This is a genomic window from Phycicoccus sp. Root101, from assembly GCF_001426245.1.
Classification (GTDB): domain Bacteria; phylum Actinomycetota; class Actinomycetes; order Actinomycetales; family Dermatophilaceae; genus Pedococcus.
Window position 1 is genome coordinate 379,324 of the sequence record NZ_LMCM01000006.1, and the last position, 18,285, is coordinate 397,608.

General features: G+C 71.3%; 20 protein-coding genes. 3 read left to right on the forward strand and 17 right to left on the reverse strand.

All coding sequences use genetic code 11. From position 1 onward, the window contains the following. Nucleotides 1–21 precede the first annotated feature (21 nt). The 9 genes from ASC58_RS09135 to pdxT all read right to left on the reverse strand — a co-directional run bounded on the left by ASC58_RS09135 (nt 22) and on the right by pdxT (nt 7,952). Complete coding sequence (locus ASC58_RS09135) at nt 22–570, reverse strand: adenine phosphoribosyltransferase (RefSeq protein ID WP_056919058.1); 549 nt, start codon at nt 568–570, stop codon at nt 22–24. 1 nt (nt 571) lies between these two features. Continuing rightward, entirely contained in the window at nt 572–1,738 is a 1,167-nt protein-coding gene (gene secF / locus ASC58_RS09140; RefSeq protein WP_056919059.1) for a protein translocase subunit SecF, read from the reverse strand. Further along, entirely contained in the window at nt 1,735–3,543 is a 1,809-nt protein-coding gene (gene secD / locus ASC58_RS09145) for a protein translocase subunit SecD (RefSeq protein ID WP_056919060.1), read from the reverse strand. The genes secF and secD overlap by 4 nt, the downstream gene beginning before the upstream one ends. 12 nt (nt 3,544–3,555) lie before the next feature. After that, nucleotides 3,556–3,867, reverse strand: a complete 312-nt coding sequence (gene yajC, locus ASC58_RS09150; RefSeq protein WP_056914501.1) for a preprotein translocase subunit YajC — start codon at nt 3,865–3,867, stop codon at nt 3,556–3,558. 248 nt (nt 3,868–4,115) lie between these two features. Beyond that, a complete protein-coding gene (gene ruvB, locus ASC58_RS09155) occupies nt 4,116–5,219 on the reverse strand; it encodes a Holliday junction branch migration DNA helicase RuvB (protein WP_056919061.1) in 1,104 nt (367 codons plus the stop codon). A gap of 6 nt (nt 5,220–5,225) precedes the next feature. Further along, nucleotides 5,226–5,828, reverse strand: coding sequence for a Holliday junction branch migration protein RuvA (gene ruvA, locus ASC58_RS09160; protein ID WP_056914503.1), 603 nt, complete (start codon nt 5,826–5,828; stop codon nt 5,226–5,228). After that, a complete protein-coding gene (ruvC, locus tag ASC58_RS09165; RefSeq protein WP_056914504.1) occupies nt 5,825–6,430 on the reverse strand; it encodes a crossover junction endodeoxyribonuclease RuvC in 606 nt (201 codons plus the stop codon). The genes ruvA and ruvC overlap by 4 nt, the downstream gene beginning before the upstream one ends. 134 nt (nt 6,431–6,564) lie before the next feature. Beyond that, nucleotides 6,565–7,326, reverse strand: coding sequence for a YebC/PmpR family DNA-binding transcriptional regulator (locus ASC58_RS09170; protein ID WP_056919062.1), 762 nt, complete (start codon nt 7,324–7,326; stop codon nt 6,565–6,567). Beyond that, nucleotides 7,323–7,952, reverse strand: a complete 630-nt coding sequence (pdxT, locus tag ASC58_RS09175) for a pyridoxal 5'-phosphate synthase glutaminase subunit PdxT (RefSeq protein ID WP_200947794.1) — start codon at nt 7,950–7,952, stop codon at nt 7,323–7,325. Before pdxT ends, ASC58_RS09170 begins: the two co-directional genes overlap by 4 nt. Nucleotides 7,953–7,987: 35 nt before the next feature. Here pdxT and ASC58_RS09180 point away from each other — a divergent pair, with 35 nt between their 5' ends. After that, on the forward strand, nt 7,988–8,515 hold the full coding sequence (locus tag ASC58_RS09180) for a GNAT family N-acetyltransferase (protein WP_056914507.1): 528 nt from the start codon (nt 7,988–7,990) through the stop codon (nt 8,513–8,515). 19 nt (nt 8,516–8,534) lie between these two features. Here ASC58_RS09180 and pdxS read toward each other — a convergent pair whose 3' ends face one another. The 6 genes from pdxS to ASC58_RS09210 form a co-directional block, all read right to left on the reverse strand. After that, nucleotides 8,535–9,461: a pyridoxal 5'-phosphate synthase lyase subunit PdxS gene (pdxS, locus tag ASC58_RS09185; RefSeq protein ID WP_056914508.1), complete on the reverse strand. Its 927-nt coding sequence runs from the start codon at nt 9,459–9,461 to the stop codon at nt 8,535–8,537. Nucleotides 9,462–9,770: 309 nt separating this feature from the next. Then, nucleotides 9,771–10,352: a hypothetical protein gene (locus tag ASC58_RS09190; RefSeq protein WP_056914509.1), complete on the reverse strand. Its 582-nt coding sequence runs from the start codon at nt 10,350–10,352 to the stop codon at nt 9,771–9,773. Then, the gene (locus ASC58_RS09195; protein ID WP_056919064.1) at nt 10,352–11,554 is read right to left on the reverse strand and encodes a glycosyltransferase family 4 protein; all 1,203 of its coding nucleotides are present in this window, start codon (nt 11,552–11,554) and stop codon (nt 10,352–10,354) included. Before ASC58_RS09195 ends, ASC58_RS09190 begins: the two co-directional genes overlap by 1 nt. Beyond that, nucleotides 11,551–12,498 carry a phosphatidylinositol mannoside acyltransferase gene (locus ASC58_RS09200; RefSeq protein WP_056914511.1) on the reverse strand — a complete coding sequence of 316 codons (948 nt, stop codon included), beginning with the start codon at nt 12,496–12,498 and terminating at the stop codon, nt 11,551–11,553. The genes ASC58_RS09195 and ASC58_RS09200 overlap by 4 nt, the downstream gene beginning before the upstream one ends. Next, complete coding sequence (pgsA, locus tag ASC58_RS09205; RefSeq protein ID WP_056914512.1) at nt 12,495–13,109, reverse strand: phosphatidylinositol phosphate synthase; 615 nt, start codon at nt 13,107–13,109, stop codon at nt 12,495–12,497. Before pgsA ends, ASC58_RS09200 begins: the two co-directional genes overlap by 4 nt. Before the next feature lie 12 nt (nt 13,110–13,121). After that, nucleotides 13,122–13,538, reverse strand: a complete 417-nt coding sequence (locus tag ASC58_RS09210) for a thiol-disulfide oxidoreductase DCC family protein (protein WP_056914513.1) — start codon at nt 13,536–13,538, stop codon at nt 13,122–13,124. A 37-nt stretch (nt 13,539–13,575) separates the two neighbouring features. Here ASC58_RS09210 and ASC58_RS09215 point away from each other — a divergent pair, with 37 nt between their 5' ends. Next, nucleotides 13,576–14,082: a hypothetical protein gene (locus ASC58_RS09215; protein ID WP_157581201.1), complete on the forward strand. Its 507-nt coding sequence runs from the start codon at nt 13,576–13,578 to the stop codon at nt 14,080–14,082. 768 nt (nt 14,083–14,850) lie between these two features. Here the strand turns inward: ASC58_RS09215 and ASC58_RS20530 are convergent. Next, nucleotides 14,851–15,456 carry an HIT domain-containing protein gene (locus ASC58_RS20530; RefSeq protein WP_082553108.1) on the reverse strand — a complete coding sequence of 202 codons (606 nt, stop codon included), beginning with the start codon at nt 15,454–15,456 and terminating at the stop codon, nt 14,851–14,853. A gap of 50 nt (nt 15,457–15,506) precedes the next feature. Here ASC58_RS20530 and ASC58_RS09225 point away from each other — a divergent pair, with 50 nt between their 5' ends. Next, complete coding sequence (locus ASC58_RS09225; RefSeq protein WP_200947765.1) at nt 15,507–16,007, forward strand: GNAT family N-acetyltransferase; 501 nt, start codon at nt 15,507–15,509, stop codon at nt 16,005–16,007. Between the two features lie 111 nt (nt 16,008–16,118). On the opposite strand, the gene thrS is transcribed toward ASC58_RS09225, so the two are convergent. Further along, nucleotides 16,119–18,104, reverse strand: a complete 1,986-nt coding sequence (gene thrS / locus ASC58_RS09230) for a threonine--tRNA ligase (RefSeq protein WP_056919065.1) — start codon at nt 18,102–18,104, stop codon at nt 16,119–16,121. Nucleotides 18,105–18,285 lie beyond the last annotated feature (181 nt).

The window sequence follows — 18,285 nt, forward strand, 5'->3', positions numbered from 1 at the left end:
ACGTGATGGGGGCAGGCCGGTTCAGTCGCCTCGGACGACGAGGCTGCAGTGCACCTCTCGACCCTTCAACCGGTCGCGCCCGTGCAGGAACTCGAGCTCGATCGGCGCCTCGAACGCGACCACGTCGGCGCCCGCGTCCTCGAGCAGGTGGCAGGCTGCCTCGGCGGTGCCGCCGGTGGCGAGCACGTCGTCGACGACGAGCACCCGCTCCCCGCCGACGAACGAGTCCTCGTGGATCTCGATGGTGGCGCTGCCGTACTCGAGGTCGTAGGAGACGCCCATCGTCTTCCCGGGGAGCTTGCCCGCCTTGCGGACGGGCACGAACCCGATCCCGAGCTCGTGGGCCAGGGCTGCTCCGAAGATGAACCCGCGGGCCTCGATCCCCACGACCAGGTCAACGCTCCCGCGCCGGCGGTCCGCCATGTCGCGGACCACCGCACCGAACGCCTCTGCATCGGCGAGCAACGGCGTGACGTCCTTGAAGACGACCCCGGGGCTGGGGAAGTCTGGGATGTCACGCAGTCGGCTCTCGATGAGCGCGACGAGGGAGGCCGAGGCGGTCGTGGTCATGTCAGCGACGCGACTTCGGAGGCCGCTTCGGCTGGTTCCGCGGACCGGACGGCGAGGCGTACTTGTGCGTCTCGCGGACCGTGGAGGACGTGGTTCGGCGCTCCCCGGTGCCGACGGCCGCCGGCTCGAGGTCGTCGTCGCTGCCGTGGTCCACCGGGGCGGCGTCGGAGGCGAGCACCTTGCCGCCGTGGCGCTGCTGGTAGCGCTCGGCCTTCTTCGTCAGCTCGACCATCTCGGGCTCGTGGTCACGCATGTGCACGAGCAACGGGGTGGCGATGAAGATCGAGGAGTACGCACCGACCGCAATGCCGACGAACAGCGCCAGCGCGAGGTCGAGCAGGGTGCCGGGGCCGAGGAAGAGGAAGCCGATGACGAGGATCGCCGCGATCGGCAGCAGGGCCACGACGGTGGTGTTGATCGAGCGCACCAGGGTCTGGTTGACGGCGAGGTTGGCGGCCTGGGCGTAGGACATCCGTCCGTTGCCCCGGGCCTCGGTGGTGTTCTCGCGCACCTTGTCGAACACGACGACGGTGTCGTACAGCGAGTACCCGAGGATCGTCAGGAAGCCGATCATCGTCGCAGGCGACACCTCGAAGCCGGCGAGGGCGTAGATGCCGACCGTGATGAACAGGTCGTGCAGCAGCGCGGCGAGGCCGGCGACGGCCATCTTCCAGGTGCGGAAGTAGATCGCCATGACGGCCGCCACGAGGGCGAGGAAGACGGCCAGGGCCTGGAGGGCCTTCTGGCTCACCGAGGCGCCCCATGACGGGCCGACGAAGGTGGCGGACACCTTGTCGGACGTGGTGCCGAACGCCTTGGCGAGGGCGTCCTGGACGTCCCGGCTCTGGGAGTCGTTGAGCTTCTCGGTCTGCACCCGGACGGTGCTCGAGCCGATGGTCGTCACCTCGGGGGCACCCGCTGCGGCCACGGAGGTCACCGCGTCCTTGGCGGTCTGCTCGTAGGAGTCGGTGACCTTGACCCCGGAGACCCGGAACTCCGAGCCGCCCGAGAACTCCAGGCTGAGGTTGAGCCCCTGCAGGACCAGGCCGAGGGCCGCCAGGAGGATGAACACCCCGGAGACGAGGTACCACCGCTTGTAGCGGCCGACGAAGTCGATGGACCGCTTGCCGGTGTAGAGGTCGTTGCCGAGCGCGGCGAAGTTGATCACAGCGCACTCCCGTCGTTCGTGGCGGACGCGGTCTTGTTCATGGCAGGCATCGCGATCCGTCCGCGTCCGGCATACCGGGGCTTGAAGGCCTTGACACCCAGGCGCTGCGGGTCGAGACCGGACCAGCGGTGGCCGCCGCCGAAGAACTTCGTGGTGGACAGCAGGGCCACGACCGGGTGGGTGAACATGACCACGACGAGCAGGTCGATGAGGGTCGTGAGGCCGAGTGTGAACGCGAAGCCGCGCACGTTGCTCGACGCCAGCAGGTACAGCACGAAGGCGGCAAGGAAGTTCACGCCGTCAGCGGCCAGGATGGTGCGCCGGGCGCGACGCCACCCGGTGTCGACCGCGGCGCGCAGCGGTCGTCCCTCACGCACCTCGTCGCGGATGCGTTCGAAGTAGACGATGAACGAGTCGGCGGTGACACCGATGGCCACGATCAGCCCCGTGACGCCGGCCATGTCGAGCCGGAAGTTCTGGGACCACCCGAGCAAGGCGATCGAGACGTACGTGAGCACCGCGGCGATGACGATCGACGCGACGGTGACCAGGCCGAGGGCGCGGTACTGGATCAGCGAGTAGCCGAAGACCAGCACGAAGCCGATGACCCCGGCGAGCAGGCCCATGCGGAGCTGCTCGCCACCGAGGGTGGGGCTGATCTCGTCACGGGTCTGCAGGTCGAACGACAGCGGCAGGGCGCCGAACTTCAGCTGGTTGGCCAGGTCGCGGGCACTGACGATCGTGAAGCTGCCGGTGATGCTGGCCTGGCCGTCGAGGATGGCGGCCTGCGCGGTCGGCGCGGTGAGCACCTGGGAGTCGAGCGTCACGGCGAACCGGTTGCGCGGGTCCTCGAGGCTGACCAGGCGCTTGGTGACGTTGCCGAAGGCCGTGGTGCCGCTGCCGTTGAAGGACAGCCGGATCTCCACGATGCTCGAGGGCTGGCCGTTCTGCAGCGGCTGGTAGCCGGCGACGGCGTCCTTGATCTGGTCGCCGCGCACCTCGACCGGGCCGAGGATGTACTTCTCGCCGAGGTTGACGTTGCAGGTGACCAGCGGCTTGGTCGCGTCGTCGACGATCCCGTCCAGGACACCGGGCTTTGCGCAGTCGAGGTCCTGGAACTCCTTGGTCAGCGCCGGCGTGATCTGGTTGAGGTCGCTGGCGTCGGTCGGCTTGGTCGCGGTGCCCGTGGTCGCACCGCCGGTCGGCGTGGCCGCCCCGGTGGTGGCGCTGGGCTGCGGGGTGGTGGCCCGGACGAACGCGCCGGGCAGGCCACTGCCGGCGCTGGTGGTGGCGCCGGTCGCCTTCGGGGGCGTGGAGGTGGTCTTGCTGCCCGTGGCGGTCCCGGTCGCCGTGCCCGTGGCGGTGCCAGTGGCCGTGCCCGTCGCGGTACCCGTGGGCACCGGGACGTTCGTGCCTGGGGCAGCGACGAGGACGGGACGGAACTGCATCTGCGAGGAGCGGCGGATGGCATCCTCGGTGGCCTTGTCGGGCGTGCCCGGCATGCTCACGACGATGTTGTCGTTGCTCGTGGTCACCTCGGCCCCGGCGACACCGTTGGAGTCGACGCGCTGCACGATGATGTCGCGGGCCTGGTTGAGCTGGTCGGTCGTCACCTTCGCGTTGCCCACGAGGCGGGGAGCGAGGACGAGCTGCGTCCCACCGGCGAGGTCGAGGCCGAGCTTGGGCTCGAGCTGCGCCTCACCCCAGGTGGTCGCTGCGAACAGCAGGCCGTAGAGGCCGATGGTGACGGCCGCCAGCGCTGACAGGACCTTCAGCGGCTTGCGGTTGTACGGGTTGATTGCCACGGGTGGTGACCTCTACTCGGTGGTGCCGGGGGTGCCCGGCTGGTCGGTCGCCGCGGGGGCGGCGGTCTTCAGGCCGATGGCCCGGCGGTCGAACCGGAGGACGACCCCTGGGGCCACCTCGAGCGTGACGACCGCGTCGTCCAGGGAACGCACCGTGCCGAAGAGCCCCGAGGTCGTGCAGACCTCGTCGCCGACCGCCAGTCCTGCCTGCAGCTTCTGCACGTCGCGCTGGCGCCGCCGCTGCGTGAACACCATGAAGGCGATGAGCAGCACGGGCAGGGCGAAGATCAGCAGGCTGGCAGTGGGCGAGCCGCCATTCGACATGGAGCATCCCTTCACGGTTGGCAGGTGGTGCGCGCAGCCGGGTCTCGGGCGCGCACGATTCCCCGACGCTGGCCGGGTGACCGCCCGAGTGTAGGTGACGCACGGCATACCGACCAACGTGCCCCACCGTGGTCGCGTTCCAATTGTGACCATTTCGCGCCGTGCCGCCGCGGGGCCACCCACGGTGCCGCGGTGGGGCCCCACCAGGTCGCGCCGGTATGCCGCGAGGGCACCCGGCAGGGCCGGTCTCAGGCCCCGAAGCGCCCCTCGCCGGTGTCCAGCGGCAGTGCGGGCTGCCGGTCGAGCCCGGCCGGTGGGGTGTAACCGAGGTGGTCCCACGCCAGCGACGTCGCTGCCCGGCCACGTGGGGTGCGCGTGATGAAGCCCTCGCGGACGAGGAACGGCTCTGCGACGGTCTCGACCGTGTCGGCCTCCTCGCCCACGGCCACCGCCAGCGTCGACAGGCCCACCGGTCCCCCGCCGAACCTGCGGCAGAGCGCGTCGAGCACCGCCCGGTCGAGGCGGTCCAGACCCCGGTCGTCCACGTCGAACAAGGCCAGCGCCGCGTGCGCCGCCGTCTCGTCCACGACGTGGCGGCCGTGCACCTGGGCCCAGTCGCGCACTCGGCGCAGCAGGCGGTTGGCGATGCGGGGTGTGCCGCGGGACCGCCGGGCGATCTCCTCGATGCCGTCGGAGTCCGCCACCACGTCCAGCAGGCGGGCCGAGCGGTGCAGGATCGTCACGAGGTCGTCGGTGGCGTAGAAGTCGAGGTGGCCGGTGAAGCCGAAGCGGTCGCGCAGGGGCGCCGGGAGCAGCCCGGCTCGGGTGGTCGCCCCCACCACGGTGAACGGCGGCAGCTCGAGCGGGATGGCGGTGGCCCCGGGTCCCTTGCCGACGATGACGTCGACGCGGAAGTCCTCCATGGCGAGGTAGAGCATCTCCTCGGCCGAACGGGACATGCGGTGGATCTCGTCGAGGAAGAGCACCTCCCCCTCGGTCAGGGAGGACAGGACGGCCGCGAGGTCGCCCGCGTGCTGGATGGCCGGGCCGCTGGTGATGCGGATCGGGCGCTCGAGCTCGGTGCCGATGAGCATGGCCAGCGTGGTCTTGCCGAGGCCGGGCGGCCCCGAGAGCAGGACGTGGTCGGGCGGGGTGCCACGACGACGGGCGGCCTCGAGGACGAGCGAGAGCTGGTCACGTACCCGCGTCTGCCCCGTGAACTCGCTGAGCCGGCGGGGCCGCAGGGCCATCTCGACCTGGCGCTCATCGGTGTTGCCGGCGGGGTCGACGACCCGGGCCGTGGCGTCGAGGGAGGAGTCCTCGTACATCTCGGAGGAGAAGCCGTCAGCCATCACCCGTCACCGCCCCAGCTCGCGCAGGGCGGCGCGCAGCATCTCGGAGACGTTCGGCGACGCCGGCGCCGCAGCAGCCACGGACGACACGGCCTCCTCGGCCTGCTTGCCGGAGTACCCGAGCCCCGTGAGGGCCTCGGTCACCTGGTCGCGCCACGACGGACCCGACGCGACGGGCGCGCTGGGCGTCGCGCCCGCTGCACCCGACGGGAGGCCGATCTTGTCGCGCAGCTCCAGGACGATGCGCTCTGCGCCCTTCCTGCCGATGCCGGGGACCTTGGTCAGGGTGGCGAGGTCGCCTCCGGTGACCGCGGCGCGCAGCCGGTCGGGGGCAAGGACCGACAGCATCGCCAGGGCCAGCCGGGGCCCCACGCCGGAGACGGTCTGGACCTGCTCGAAGATGTCGCGCTCCTCGTCGGACGCGAAGCCGTAGAGCGTGAGCGAGTCCTCGCGGACGACCAGGGTCGTCGCCAGGGTGGCTTCGTGGCCGAGGTGCTGGGCCGAGGCCGTGGCCGGCGTGGTGTGCAGCAGCATGCCGACTCCCCCGACCTCGACGACGACGCGGTCGAGACCGATGTGCCTGACGGACCCACGGACCGAGGCGATCATCGTGACACCGCCGTCCTGCGGGAGCGGGCCTGCGTGCCGGGGACGGCTGCGGAGCCCTCCGCGGCGCGGGTCGCGACCGCCTTGAGCCGGGCCCGCTCGGACGCCGCGGCCAGGGCGAGCCGCTGGTCCCCGCCGCCACGCCAGTGGTGGCAGATCGCCAGCGCCAGGGCGTCGGCGGCGTCAGCGGGCTTGGGTGCCACCTCGAGCTCGAGGATCCGGGTGACCATCGCCGTCACCTGGGCCTTGTCAGCCCGGCCGGAACCGGTCACGGCCGCCTTCACCTCGGTGGGTGTGTGCGTGATGAGCGGAAGCCCGCGGCGCGCGGCGGCGAGGAGGGCCAGGGCGGAGGCCTGCGCCGTGGTCATCACGGTCGGGACGTGGTCGGCGGCATACACGCGCTCGAGGGCGATGGCATCGGGCTGGAACCGGTCCAACCAGGCATCCATCTGGTCCTGGAGGTAGACGAGCCGCTCCCCCGTGTCGCGGTCCCCGGGGGTGCGCACGACACCGACGGCGACCATCGTCAGCCGGTTGCCGCGACCACTGTCGACGACACCGAGGCCGCATCGCGTGAGGCCGGGGTCGACACCGAGTACGCGCACTCCACTGCTCCCTCCGAGGTGACGTCCGGGGCCGGGGCATCCGAACACGTGTTCGGGTGAACGCTACACGGACGACGCCCCGCCTCCCCCGCAGCAACACGCGGGGAGGACGGGGCGTCCGTGGGCGGGAGGGGTCAGTCCTCGTCCTCGTCGAGCTCGGCCAGGACCTCGTCGCTGATGTCGCCGTTGGCGAAGACGTCCTGCACGTCGTCGGAGTCCTCGAGGGCCTCGATGACGCGGATCATCTTGCGGGCACCGTCGGCGTCGAGCGGCACCTGGAGGTTCGGCACCCAGGAGGCCTCGGCGGAGTCGTAGTCGATGCCGGCGTCCTGGACCGCCTTGCGGACGGCCACGAAGTCGCTCGCCTCGGAGATGATCTGGAAGGAGTCGCCGAGGTCGTTGACCTCGTCGGCGCCGGCCTCCAGCACGACCTCGAGGATGTCGTCCTCGGACATGTCGCCCTTGGGGACCACGACGACGCCCTTGCGGTCGAAGACGTAGGAGACCGAGCCGGGCTCGGCCAGCTGCCCACCGTTGCGGGTGAGCGCGGTCCGGACCTCGGCGGCAGCGCGGTTGCGGTTGTCGGTGAGGCACTCGATGAGGACGGCGACACCACCGGGGGCGTAGCCCTCGTAGGTGATCGTCTCCCAGTCGGCCCCACCCGCCGTCGCACCGGACCCGCGCTTGACCGCGTTGTCGATGTTGTTGTTGGGGACCGAGGTCTTCTTCGCCTTCTGGATGGCGTCGTAGAGCGTCGGGTTGCCGGTGACGTCACCACCACCGGTGCGGGCCGCGACCTCGATGTTCTTGATCAGCTTGGCGAAGAGCTTGCCGCGCTTGGCATCGATGGCAGCCTTCTTGTGCTTCGTGGTCGCCCACTTACTGTGGCCACTCATTCCATGCCCTCCAACAGGTAGTCACGCACGATCTGCACGAACAGTCCGTGGACCCGGTGGTCACCACTCACCTCCGGATGGAAGGAGGTGGCCAGCAGGGGCCCTTGACGGACGGCGACGATCCTACCGGCGGCCGGTCCGTCCTCCACACGGGCCAGCACCTCGACCGCCTCTCCGGCCTGCTCGACCCAGGGCGCACGGATGAAGATGGCGCGCACGGTGTCGTCGAGACCGGTGAAGTGGATGTCCTCCTCGAAGGAGTCGACCTGTCGCCCGAACGCGTTGCGCCGCACGGTGATGTCGAGGCCACCGAGCGTCTGCTGGTCGGGTCGGGCGTCGGCGATCCGGTCCGCCAGCATGATCATGCCGGCGCAGGAGCCGTAGGCCGGCATGCCCGCCGCCAACCGCTCGCGCAGGGGTTCGTGCAGGTCGAACGCCCGGACCAGCTTGTCCATCGTGGTCGACTCACCCCCGGGGATGATGAGGGCGTCGACCTCGGCGAGCTCCCGCGGGCGGCGCACGGTGGTGCCGTGGGCACCCGCCTGCTGCACGGCATGCAGGTGCTCGCGGACGTCTCCCTGGACGGCGAGGACACCGATGGTGGGCTGGGCTGTCACGACGCGAATGCTACGGGCGGCCGGTGCGGCCCTAGCGTGGGGGCATGACCGGCGACCTGACCATCCGTCCACGGACCACCGAGGACCTGCCCGTCCTGGCCGACGTGCTCGCCGCCCAGCGGGAGCACAGCGACTACCCGCAACGCTGGCCGCTGCCGATGCCCGTCGAGGAGTTCCTCCACCGGTCGAGCGAGCTGCGGTCCTGGGTGGCCGAGCTGGACGGAGCCGTCGTGGGGCACGTCGCCGTGGCAGCGGTGGTCCCCGGTGACATGGCGACGGTGTGGAGCGCCGGTACCGGCCGCCCGCTGGACGGGCTCGCGGAGGTGTCGGTCCTGTTCATCGACCATGCCGTCACGGGGCGCGGTGTCGGTGCGGCCCTGCTGGCGACGGCGGTGGGGTTCATCCGCGACAGCGGCAGGACCCCGGTGCTCGACGTGGTGCAGGAGACGGAGAACGCCGTGCGGCTCTACGAACGCAGCGGCTGGCAGGTGGTTGGCGAGGCGAGGCCGCCGTGGCTGCCGGCCACCCACCGCCCGGTGCTCCTGATGACGCTCCCCGACGGCGGGGCCTGAGCCCCGCCGTCGGTTGACTTCACCAGCCGCGCTCGGCCAGGCGGTGCGGCTCGGGGATCTCGTCGACGTTGAGGCCGACCATGGCCTCGCCGAGACCGCGCGAGACCTTGGCGATCACGTCGGGGTCGTCGAAGAACGTGGTGGCCTTGACGATCGCCTCGGCGCGCTGGGCCGGGTTGCCGGACTTGAAGATGCCCGAGCCGACGAAGACTCCCTCGGCGCCGAGCTGCATCATCATCGCGGCGTCGGCAGGGGTGGCGATGCCGCCGGCCGTGAAGAGGACCACGGGGAGCTTGCCGGCCTCGGCGACCTCCTTGACGAGGTCGTACGGGGCCTGCAGCTCCTTGGCCGCGACGTACAGCTCGTCCTCGGGGAGGCCGTGCAGCCAGCGGAGCTGGTCGCGCAGCTTGCGCATGTGGGTGGTGGCGTTCGAGACGTCGCCGGTGCCGGCCTCACCCTTGGAGCGGATCATCGCCGCGCCCTCGGTGATGCGGCGCAGGGCCTCGCCCAGGTTCGTCGAGCCGCAGACGAAGGGAACGGTGAAGTTCCACTTGTCGATGTGGTTGGCGTAGTCGGCCGGGGTCAGCACCTCGGACTCGTCGATGTAGTCGACACCGAGGGACTGCAGCACCTGGGCCTCGACGAAGTGGCCGATGCGGGCCTTGGCCATCACGGGGATCGAGACGGCCTCGATGATGCCGTCGATCATGTCGGGGTCGGACATCCGGGAGACGCCACCCTGGGCGCGGATGTCGGCCGGGACGCGCTCGAGCGCCATGACGGCGACAGCGCCGGCGTCCTCGGCGATCTTGGCCTGCTCGACGTTGACGACGTCCATGATGACGCCGCCCTTGAGCATCTCGGCCATGCCGCGCTTGACGCGCGACGTGCCGGTGGTGGGCTGCGACGAGGACTGCGGTACGGGGGTGGTGGTGTCGGCGGACATGACGACGAGCTCCAGATCTGTTCAGGGCGCAGCGCAGAAGACGCGCTTCGAGGCCAATGCTAGTTGGTGCCCCGAGCGCCGCGGACCGAGCCTGCGTGCGGGCCCACTGCCCCGCCATCCGCGACCGGCCGGCGCCCGCACCCCCACCACGCGACACGCTCACAGAACGTCGGTTGCGAGGCAGAACGCGCGTCTCCAACCCTCGTCCTGCCGCGCACCCAGCGTTGTGCCGGGGGCGCCGGAGGCCGGCGGGGCCGGCAGGGCGGCGAGGTGCGGGGGCCGGCGGGGCGGGTATGGCGCGGTGCGGGCTCAGTCGCGGACGGCCGGGGGGAGCTCGTCGTCGAACTCGACCGTGCGCGGGAGGTCGGCGTGGCCGGCCAGCCGGAACAACCGGACGACCGCCTTGCGCCGCACCCTGCGCACGTCGGTGACGGCGTCGTTGTGGAACCGTCGGGCCAGCTGCACCCGGACCCCGGCTGCCTCGACCCGCTGGAGCGCGAGCGCCCCGAGGTTGTCGTCGCGCCGGATCTCCCCCACCACCTCGGCGCTGAGCGCTGCCATCAGGGCTGCGGTGAGGTCGCTCTCGAGCTCCTCGCGCTGGCCGAAGCTCTGGCCCTCGAGGAAGTCCTCCTCGAGCACGCGTTCGTTGTGCGCCTCGAGGGCCTCGGACGCGGCACCGGCCAGCATGAGCGCACTCGCGGGGTCGAGGGCCCCGGAGTTGGCGAGCTCCAGGGTGGCCTCGGAGCGCCGCACCAGCTGGGCGTCGAGCGCCGAGAGCGCTCCCTCCGCCCGGGTGTGCAGCCGGTCGAGGCGGGCGGCGTTGTACGACAGGTACCACGCGATCCCGAGCAGCACGGCGACGGCGACGGCGGTCCAGGTGACGGTCTGCATCAGTCCTCGGTTCCTCGGCGGCCGCGCAGCAGCCGGGTCCAACGGGTGTCGGCCGGGTCGGCCCGGTCGTCCCGGACCTCGCGCCAGTCGTCGACACCGTGGGTGACCGTCTCGTAGACGGCCATGACGTCCTCGGCGACGACCGCCCAGTCGAAGACCTGGGCGCGGCGGCTGCCTTCGTCGCGCAACCGCTCCCGCTCGGCGGGGTCGCCGAGCAGCCGCAGCAGCTGGCGGGCGAGGTCGGCCGGGTCCTCGTTGGCGAACATCGCCCCGCACCGGCCGCCGTCCAGGACACGCACGAACGCCGCAAGGTCGCTGGCCACCACCGGCGCGCCGGCGCTCATCGCCTCGACGAGGACGATCCCGAAGCTCTCGCCCCCGGTGTGCGGCGCGACGTAGGCGTCGACCGACGACAGCAGCGCCGCCTTGTCCTCGTCGCTGATCATCCCCAGGAACTCCGTCGCGGCGGCCACGGCCGGGTCGAGCCGCTCGCGCGCGGCCTCCACGTCACCCGGGCCCGCGACGAGGACGCGGGTCCCCGGGTGCTCCGCCAGGACGGCGGGCAGGGCGGCCGCCAGGACGGGCAGGCCCTTGCGCGGCTCGTCGATGCGCCCGAGGAACGCCAGCGTCGGCGCCTGCTCGGTGCCGGTCCACGCCGGGTTGGGCGTGGCGTCGGCGAACCTGCTCACGTTGACCCCGTTGGGGATGACGACGGCGTCACCGCCGAGGTGCGTGGTGACCGTGCGCCGCGCGTCCTCGGAGACGGCGATGCGCCCGTTGATCTTCTCCAGGCTGGGACGCAGCAGCGGGTATGCCGCCTGCATGGCCCGTGAGCGCAGGTTGGACGTGTGGAACGTGGCCACCACCGGGCCCTCGGCCGACCAGAGGGCGAGCAGCGCGATGCTGGGGGTGACGGGTTCGTGGATGTGGAGCACGTCGAACTCGCCGCGCTCCAGCCAGCGGCCGACCCGTGCCGCGGTGACCGGACCGAAGTTGAGGCGGGCGACCGAGCCGTTGTAGCGGACCGGGACGGCACGTCCCACCGACTCGACGTACTCGGGCAGCGGGGTGTCCTCGTCGGCCGGCGCGAGGACCGACGCGTGGTGGCCCTGGGCGAGGAAGTGCTCGGCGAGGTCGCGCACGTGGAACTGCACTCCCCCGGGCACGTCGAACGAGTACGGGCAGACGATGCCGATCCTCACGGCGCCACCTCGGCGGCGGCCGGTCGGGCGGGGCGAGGCTCGAGGTCGTCGAGGAAGACCCGCTGGAGCATGTGCCAGTCCTCGGTGTGCTCGCGGATCGCCGCCCCCAGCACGTCGGCGCACTGCTGGGTCATGGCGACGGCCTTCGCGCGGGTCGCGCCGGTGGCCGGGACCTCGACCCGCTCGTGGAAGGTGATGACGAGGCCGTGCCTGCGGGAGCCGGGTACACGTTCGTAGTGGATGGACACGGGGTGCAGTGCGGCACCGCTGCCGAGGGCGAGCGCTGCCGGACCGGCGGCCATCTTGGAACGGTGGCCGAGCAGGTCGACCTCGATCCCCCGGTCGGTGAGGTCGCGGTCGGCCAGCAGCGGCATGAGGACCGGGGAGGCCAGGTGGCCGCGGAGCTGGGCGAAGACGTCTCCCCCACCGGTGAGCGGCAGGATCGTCATGCCGAGCGACTCCCGGAACTCGAGGAACTCGGCATACACCTCCTCGGGCTCGAGCCGCTCCGCGACGGTGACGACGGGCCCCAGGGCCTTGGTGCCCCACGCGCCGGCCAGGTCCCAGTTGCCGAGGTGGCCGAGGAAGCAGACGACGGGGCGCCCGGCTCCCAGCTCGGCCCGCACGGGAGCGTCGCCGACGACGCGCACCTGGCCCGCGATGTCGGCGGTCGAGCGGTCGGGCAGGCGGAAGGCCTCGCAGTAGTAACGCAGGTAGGAGCGCATGCCTGCGCGCACCAGAGCGTCGAGGGCACGGTCGTCGAGCTCGGGCCGCGCCTTCGCGTAGTTGGACCGCAGCCGCTCGACCCCCTTGCCACCCCGCGCGACGGTGAGGTCGGCGATGCGGTCGAACGCGGCATACGCGGCACGCTCGGGGAGTCGTCGGACGGTCCCCCACCCGAGCCGGAAGCCGGTCACGGCGAGGACGTCGCCGAGGCGGCTCACGGGGCTGCGGCGAGCGCCTGGCGGCGCACCATGAGCATCCGCTGGACCACGGTGATCAGGCTCGCGACGGCGAGCAGGGCCAGCACGACGGTGAGGACGACCTCGGGCAGGCCGATCCCGACCAGGCCGGTCGTGGCGAGCACGGCGACCAGGCGGTCGGCCCGCTCGGCGATGCCGACGTCCGCGGAGAAGCCCAGGCCCTCGGCGCGGGCCTTGGCGTAGGACACCACGCTGCCGAGGATCAGGCAGGCCAGCGCGAGCCCGGCCATGAGGAAGTTGTCACCGCTACCGGCGTACCAGAGCACGAGGCCGCCGAAGATCGCCGAGTCGCCCACCCGGTCGAGGGTCGAGTCGAGGTAGGCCCCCCACTTGCCCGAGCGGCCGGACATGCGGGCCATGACCCCGTCGACCGTGTCGGAGAAGACGAACAGGGTGATGACGATGGTGCCCCAGAAGAACTCGTGCCGGGGGTAGAAGGCCAGGGCTCCGACGCAGACGCCGATGGTCCCGACGACGGTCACCACGTCCGGGCTGATGCCGAGCTTCAGGAACAGCCGGGCCACGGGGGTGAAGATCGTGGTGAAGAGCGCGCGCGCGTACTTGTTGAGCATGGTGGTGGCAGCCTACTGAGGCGCGGCCGGAACCTTCGGCGCGCACGCCGGGGTGCCGCCGGGAAGTGCGTACCGGTGGTCGGCGACCCAGGTGTAGGCGCGGGCGGCGAGCCACGAGATGCCCGGGAGGGTGATCAGGTGCCCGAGCGGCCGCCACGCCGGCGCTCCGTGCTTGAGCCCCTCCGCGATCGCCCGGTGCCCGGCGACGACGGAACCGTCCTGCCGCACGAACTGCGCCGCCGCGATGCAGTCCTCCTCGGTCACGCCGAGCGGCGCGAGGTCGAGCTGCTGCCACGGCTGGACCTCGTAGCGCTGGTGCCGGTCGACCCAGCGGGAGAGGAAGCGGGCGCTGGTCGTGCAGAAGCCGCAGTCACCGTCGAAGATGAGCAGGCCGCGCCCCCTCGGGGTGCTGTCCGGGGCGGTGTCCATGGCCGAAGTCTCTCACCCGCGTGGCACCATGACGGCCATGAGGGGGCGTCCGGGCGGCAGCACACAGCGGCTCGGGCCGTACTCGCTCCTGTGGCGGCTGGCCACGACGGCCGTCGTCGTCACCACCGTCTGCCTCGGCACCTGGGTGGGCGACGACGAGTGGTGGCCGTTCGCGCCGATGTCGCAGTACGCGTTCTCGGTGCAGAACAACGGCGTCATCAACTCCCTGACGATGGACGCGCTCACGACGGACGGTGAGGTCGTCCGGGTGCCCCTCTCCAAGGAGATGATCGGCATCGAGCGGGCCGAGATCGAGGGCCAGGCGCCCCGGATCATCCGCACCCCCGAGCTGCTCCAGGACATCGCCGTCCTGCACCACCGTCGCCTGCCGCACGAGACGCCGTACGCGACCATCTGGCTCCGCAACACCTCGACGAGCATCCCCACCGGCGACGCCACCGTGCACACGCTCGCCACCTGGCAGGTCCGCGACCCCCTCGACCCGCAGCCGAGCGGGCTCCCCGGCGGGAGGGGGTCCCGGTGAACCCGGTCGAGCGGTTCCTCGCCCCGGAGCTGCCCCTCGCGCGCGTCGCGTGGCTGCGCCACGTGATCTACCCGTTCGTCCTGCTCGACGTCCTGTGGATCGTCACCGACCCCATCCCCCACGGCGACGTCCCGCCCTCCCTCTACCGCGGGCTCGTCGTCCGCGACGTCCTGCACCTGCCCGCGCCCTCGCACGTCTACGTCCGGGTCCTGCTCGGCGTGATCGTCGTCAGCGCCCTCGTCGCGGCCACCGGACGGCTCCCGCGCCTGGCCGGCTGGGTCTGCGCCGTCGGGATGCTCGACTGGGTGAGCAACGCCTTCGCGTACTCCAAGGTCGACCACGACCACTTCGCCCTCGTCGTGGCGTTGTTCGTGCTGCCGACCGCGGGGCGGGCGCGGGTCCCGGACGTCGACGTGCGTTCGCAGGCGGCCGGGTGGGCCGTCCGCATGGTGCAGGTCGGCGCCGTGTCGATCTACTTCCTGTCCGCCAGCGCCAAGATGCGCTTCGGGGGCTGGGACTGGGCCAACGGCGCCACCCTGATCTGGGCGCTCACCCGCCGACCCAACGGCATCGGCCCATGGGTCGGCTCGCACCCGGCCCTGACCCATGCCATGCAGTGGATCGTGCTCGTGGCCGAGTTCTGCTCACCCGTCCTGCTCTGGCTCCGTGGCAGGGCCCTGTATGCCGCGCTGGCGTTCTGGGGCGGGTTCCACCTGAGCACCTACCTCATGCTCAAGATCCACTTCCTGCCGCTGGTGGTCTGCCTGCTCAGCTTCCTGCCGCTGGAACGCCTCGGTCCGTGGTGGTCGACCCGTCCGAGGCATCGGCTCCCCCACCCGGCCAGGCGGCGACCAGCCGGGAGCGCACGTCCTCCAGCAGCATCGGAAGAGCTTTCGTCTGCCCGATGATGGGCAGGAAGTTCATGTCGCCACCCCAGCGGGGGACGACGTGCTGGTGCAGGTGTGCCTGGACCCCGGCTCCCGCGACGGCCCCCTGGTTCATCCCGATGTTGTAGCCCATCGGCTGCGACGTCGTGTCGAGGGCGGCGATGGCCTCCTTGGTGAGCCGGCCGAACTCGGTCGTCTCCTCCTCGGTGAGGTCGACGTAGAGGGACACGTGCCGGTACGGGCAGACGAGGACGTGGCCGGGGTTGTACGGGAAGAGGTTCATGACGACGTAGCAGTGCTCGCCCCGGTGGACGACCAGCCCCTCGGCGTCGCCACGACCCGGCGCCGCGCAGAACGGACAGCCGTCCCCTGCCGCCTCGCTCGGGCGGTCGCCGGTGATGTAGGCCATCCGGTGCGGGGTCCACAACCGCTCGAACCCGTCCTGGACGCTCGCGAAGTCGGTGTCCGGCTCGGGTGCGTCGCTCATGCCCCGATCCTATGCAGCCGGCCACGGACGGAGTCGGCATGATGTTCGCCGTGCCCGAACCGCATACCCAGGCCACCCCGGCGACCGACGGCATCCCGTCGGTGGCCATCCGTCCCGCGACGCCGGACGACGCACCCGCCGTCGCAGAGCTGTTCTGGCAGGTGCGCACCGAGTCGGCGCCCCGGATCCCCATGATCGTCCACCCGCGCGAGAGCGTGCTGGCGTTCGTCGAGCACGTCCTCATCGCCGACGGCGAGGTCTGGGTCGCGGATGACGACGGGCGGGTCGTCGGGTTCCTCGCGCTGGCCGAGCCCGACGAGCTGGGTCACCTCTACATCGCGTCCGACCACACCGGCCGGGGACTCGGCGCCCGGTTCGTCGAGCTGGCCCGCGAGCGGTTCCCCGACGGGGTGCAGCTCTGGGCGTTCCAGAGCAACACCGGCGCCCTGCGCTTCTACGAGCGGCACGGGTTCGTCCCGGTCGAGTGGACCGAGGGTGACAACGAGGAGGGCGCCCCCGACGTCCGGCTGGTCTGGCGACCGCGCGGGTGAGCGGGCGCCATACCCGCTGATCTCACGAAGGTGAGAACTGAGTGAGCGCGAGGTGTCGGAATCGCACAGGGATTCCGACACCTCGCGCTCACCGAACGCAGGCGTGACCGGTCAGACCTGGACGCGGGCCTGGACGGCCGCGACGACCTCGGCGATGGCGTCTTCGATCGGGACGCCGTTCTTCTGCTCACCGTTGCGGTAGCGGAACGACACGGCACCGGCCGATCGGTCCTCCTCGCCGGCGATGAGGGTGAACGGCACCCGCGACTTGCTCGCGTTGCGGATCTTCTTGGGGAACCGGTCGTCACTGTCGTCGATCTCGACGCGGATCCCCTTGCGCCGCAGCTGGTCCGCGACGTCGTGGAGGTACTCGGAGTACTCCTCCGCGACGGGCACGGCCAGGACCTGCACCGGCGAGAGCCAGGGCGGGAAGGCCCCGGCGTAGTGCTCGACGAGCACGCCCAGGAACCGCTCGATCGACCCGAACTTGGCCGAGTGGATCATCACCGGCTGCTGGCGCGAACCGTCCGCCGCCTGGTACTCGAGCCCGAACCGCTCGGGCTGGTTGAAGTCGTACTGGATGGTCGACATCTGCCAGGTGCGGCCGATCGCGTCGCGGGCCTGGACGGAGATCTTCGGGCCGTAGTAGGCCGCGCCACCGGGGTCCATGACCAGCTCGAGACCCGACTCGGTGGCGACGTCGCGCAGCACCTCGGTCGCGAGCTCCCACTGGTCGTCGGACCCGATGAACTTGTCCTTCTTGTCGCCCTCGGTCTCGCGGGTCGACAGCTCGAGGTAGTAGTCGTCCATCCCGAAGTCGCGCAGCAGGGACAGCACGAAGTCCAGCAGGTGCTTGATCTCGCCGGGAGCCTGCTCGGCGGTGACGTACGAGTGCGAGTCGTCCTGGGCGAACCCACGCACGCGGGTCAGGCCGTGGACCACTCCGGACTTCTCGTTGCGGTAGACGTGCCCGAACTCGAACAGCCGCAACGGGAGCTCGCGGTAGGAGCGGCCTCGGGAGCGGTAGATGAGGTTGTGCATCGGGCAGTTCATCGCCTTGAGGCGGTAGTCGGTGCCGTCCACGTCGAACGGCGCGAACATGCCCTCGGCGTAGTAGGGCAGGTGACCCGAGGTGTGGAACAGCTGCTCCTTCGAGATGTGCGGGGTCCCGACATACTCGAAACCCTCCTCGATGTGGCGCAGCCGGACGTAGTCCTCCATCTCGCGCTTGATCACCCCACCCTTGGGGTGGAACACGGGCAGGCCGGAGCCCAGCTCGTCGGGGAAGCTGAACAGGTCCTGCTCGGCGCCGATCTTGCGGTGGTCGCGCTTCTCCGCCTCGGCGAGGCGGTCGAGGTAGGCCTTGAGCTCGTCCTTGGTCGCCCACGCGGTGCCGTAGACGCGCTGCAGCTGCGGGTTCTTCTCGCTGCCGCGCCAGTAGGCGCCACCGCTGCGCATGAGCTTGAAGGCGTTGCCGAGCACCTTGGTGGTGGGCACGTGCGGTCCGCGGCACAGGTCGCCCCAGGCCCGGGTGCCGTCGCGCTTGATGTTGTCGTAGATGGTCAGCTGCGCGCCGCCCACCTCCACGTCGGCACCCTCGGCGGCGTCACCGGCGGCTCCGCCCTTGAGGCCGATGAGCTCGATCTTGTACGGCTCGTCCGCCAGCTCGACGGCCGCGGCCTCGTCGCTGACCTCCCGGCGCACGAAGGTCTGGCCCTCGTTCACGATGCGCTGCATGACCTTCTCGAGGGCCTTGAGGTCCTCGGGGGTGAACGCGTCGTCGACGTCGAAGTCGTAGTAGAAGCCGTCACGGACCGGCGGCCCGATGCCGAGCCTCGCCTTCGGGTTGACCTCCTGGACCGCCTGGGCCAGCACGTGGGCCGCACTGTGCCGCAGCACGTCGAGGCCGTCCTGCTCCTGGGCGGTCACGGGCTCGACGACGTCGCCGTCGGCCACGACGTGGGCCAGGTCGCGCAGCTCGCCGTTGACGCGCGCGACGAGGACGGCGCGGTCACCCTCGAACAGGTCGGCGGCAGTCGTCTGCTCCGGCACCTGTCGCTCGCTCCCGGCGATGGTGACGGTGATCTGGGCAGACACGGTGCGCTCTCCTTGGTTCGGGTGTGGGACCGGTGCTGGCCCCTCGGGTATGCCGCCCGCGGACCTCCGCGCGCAGCCCTCCGATGCTATCGGCCGGGGTCGCGTCGTCGCGCGCGAGATACCGGCACCGCAGGTTCACCCACCCGTCATCTCACGGCACCGTGTCGAATCTTGACTCGTT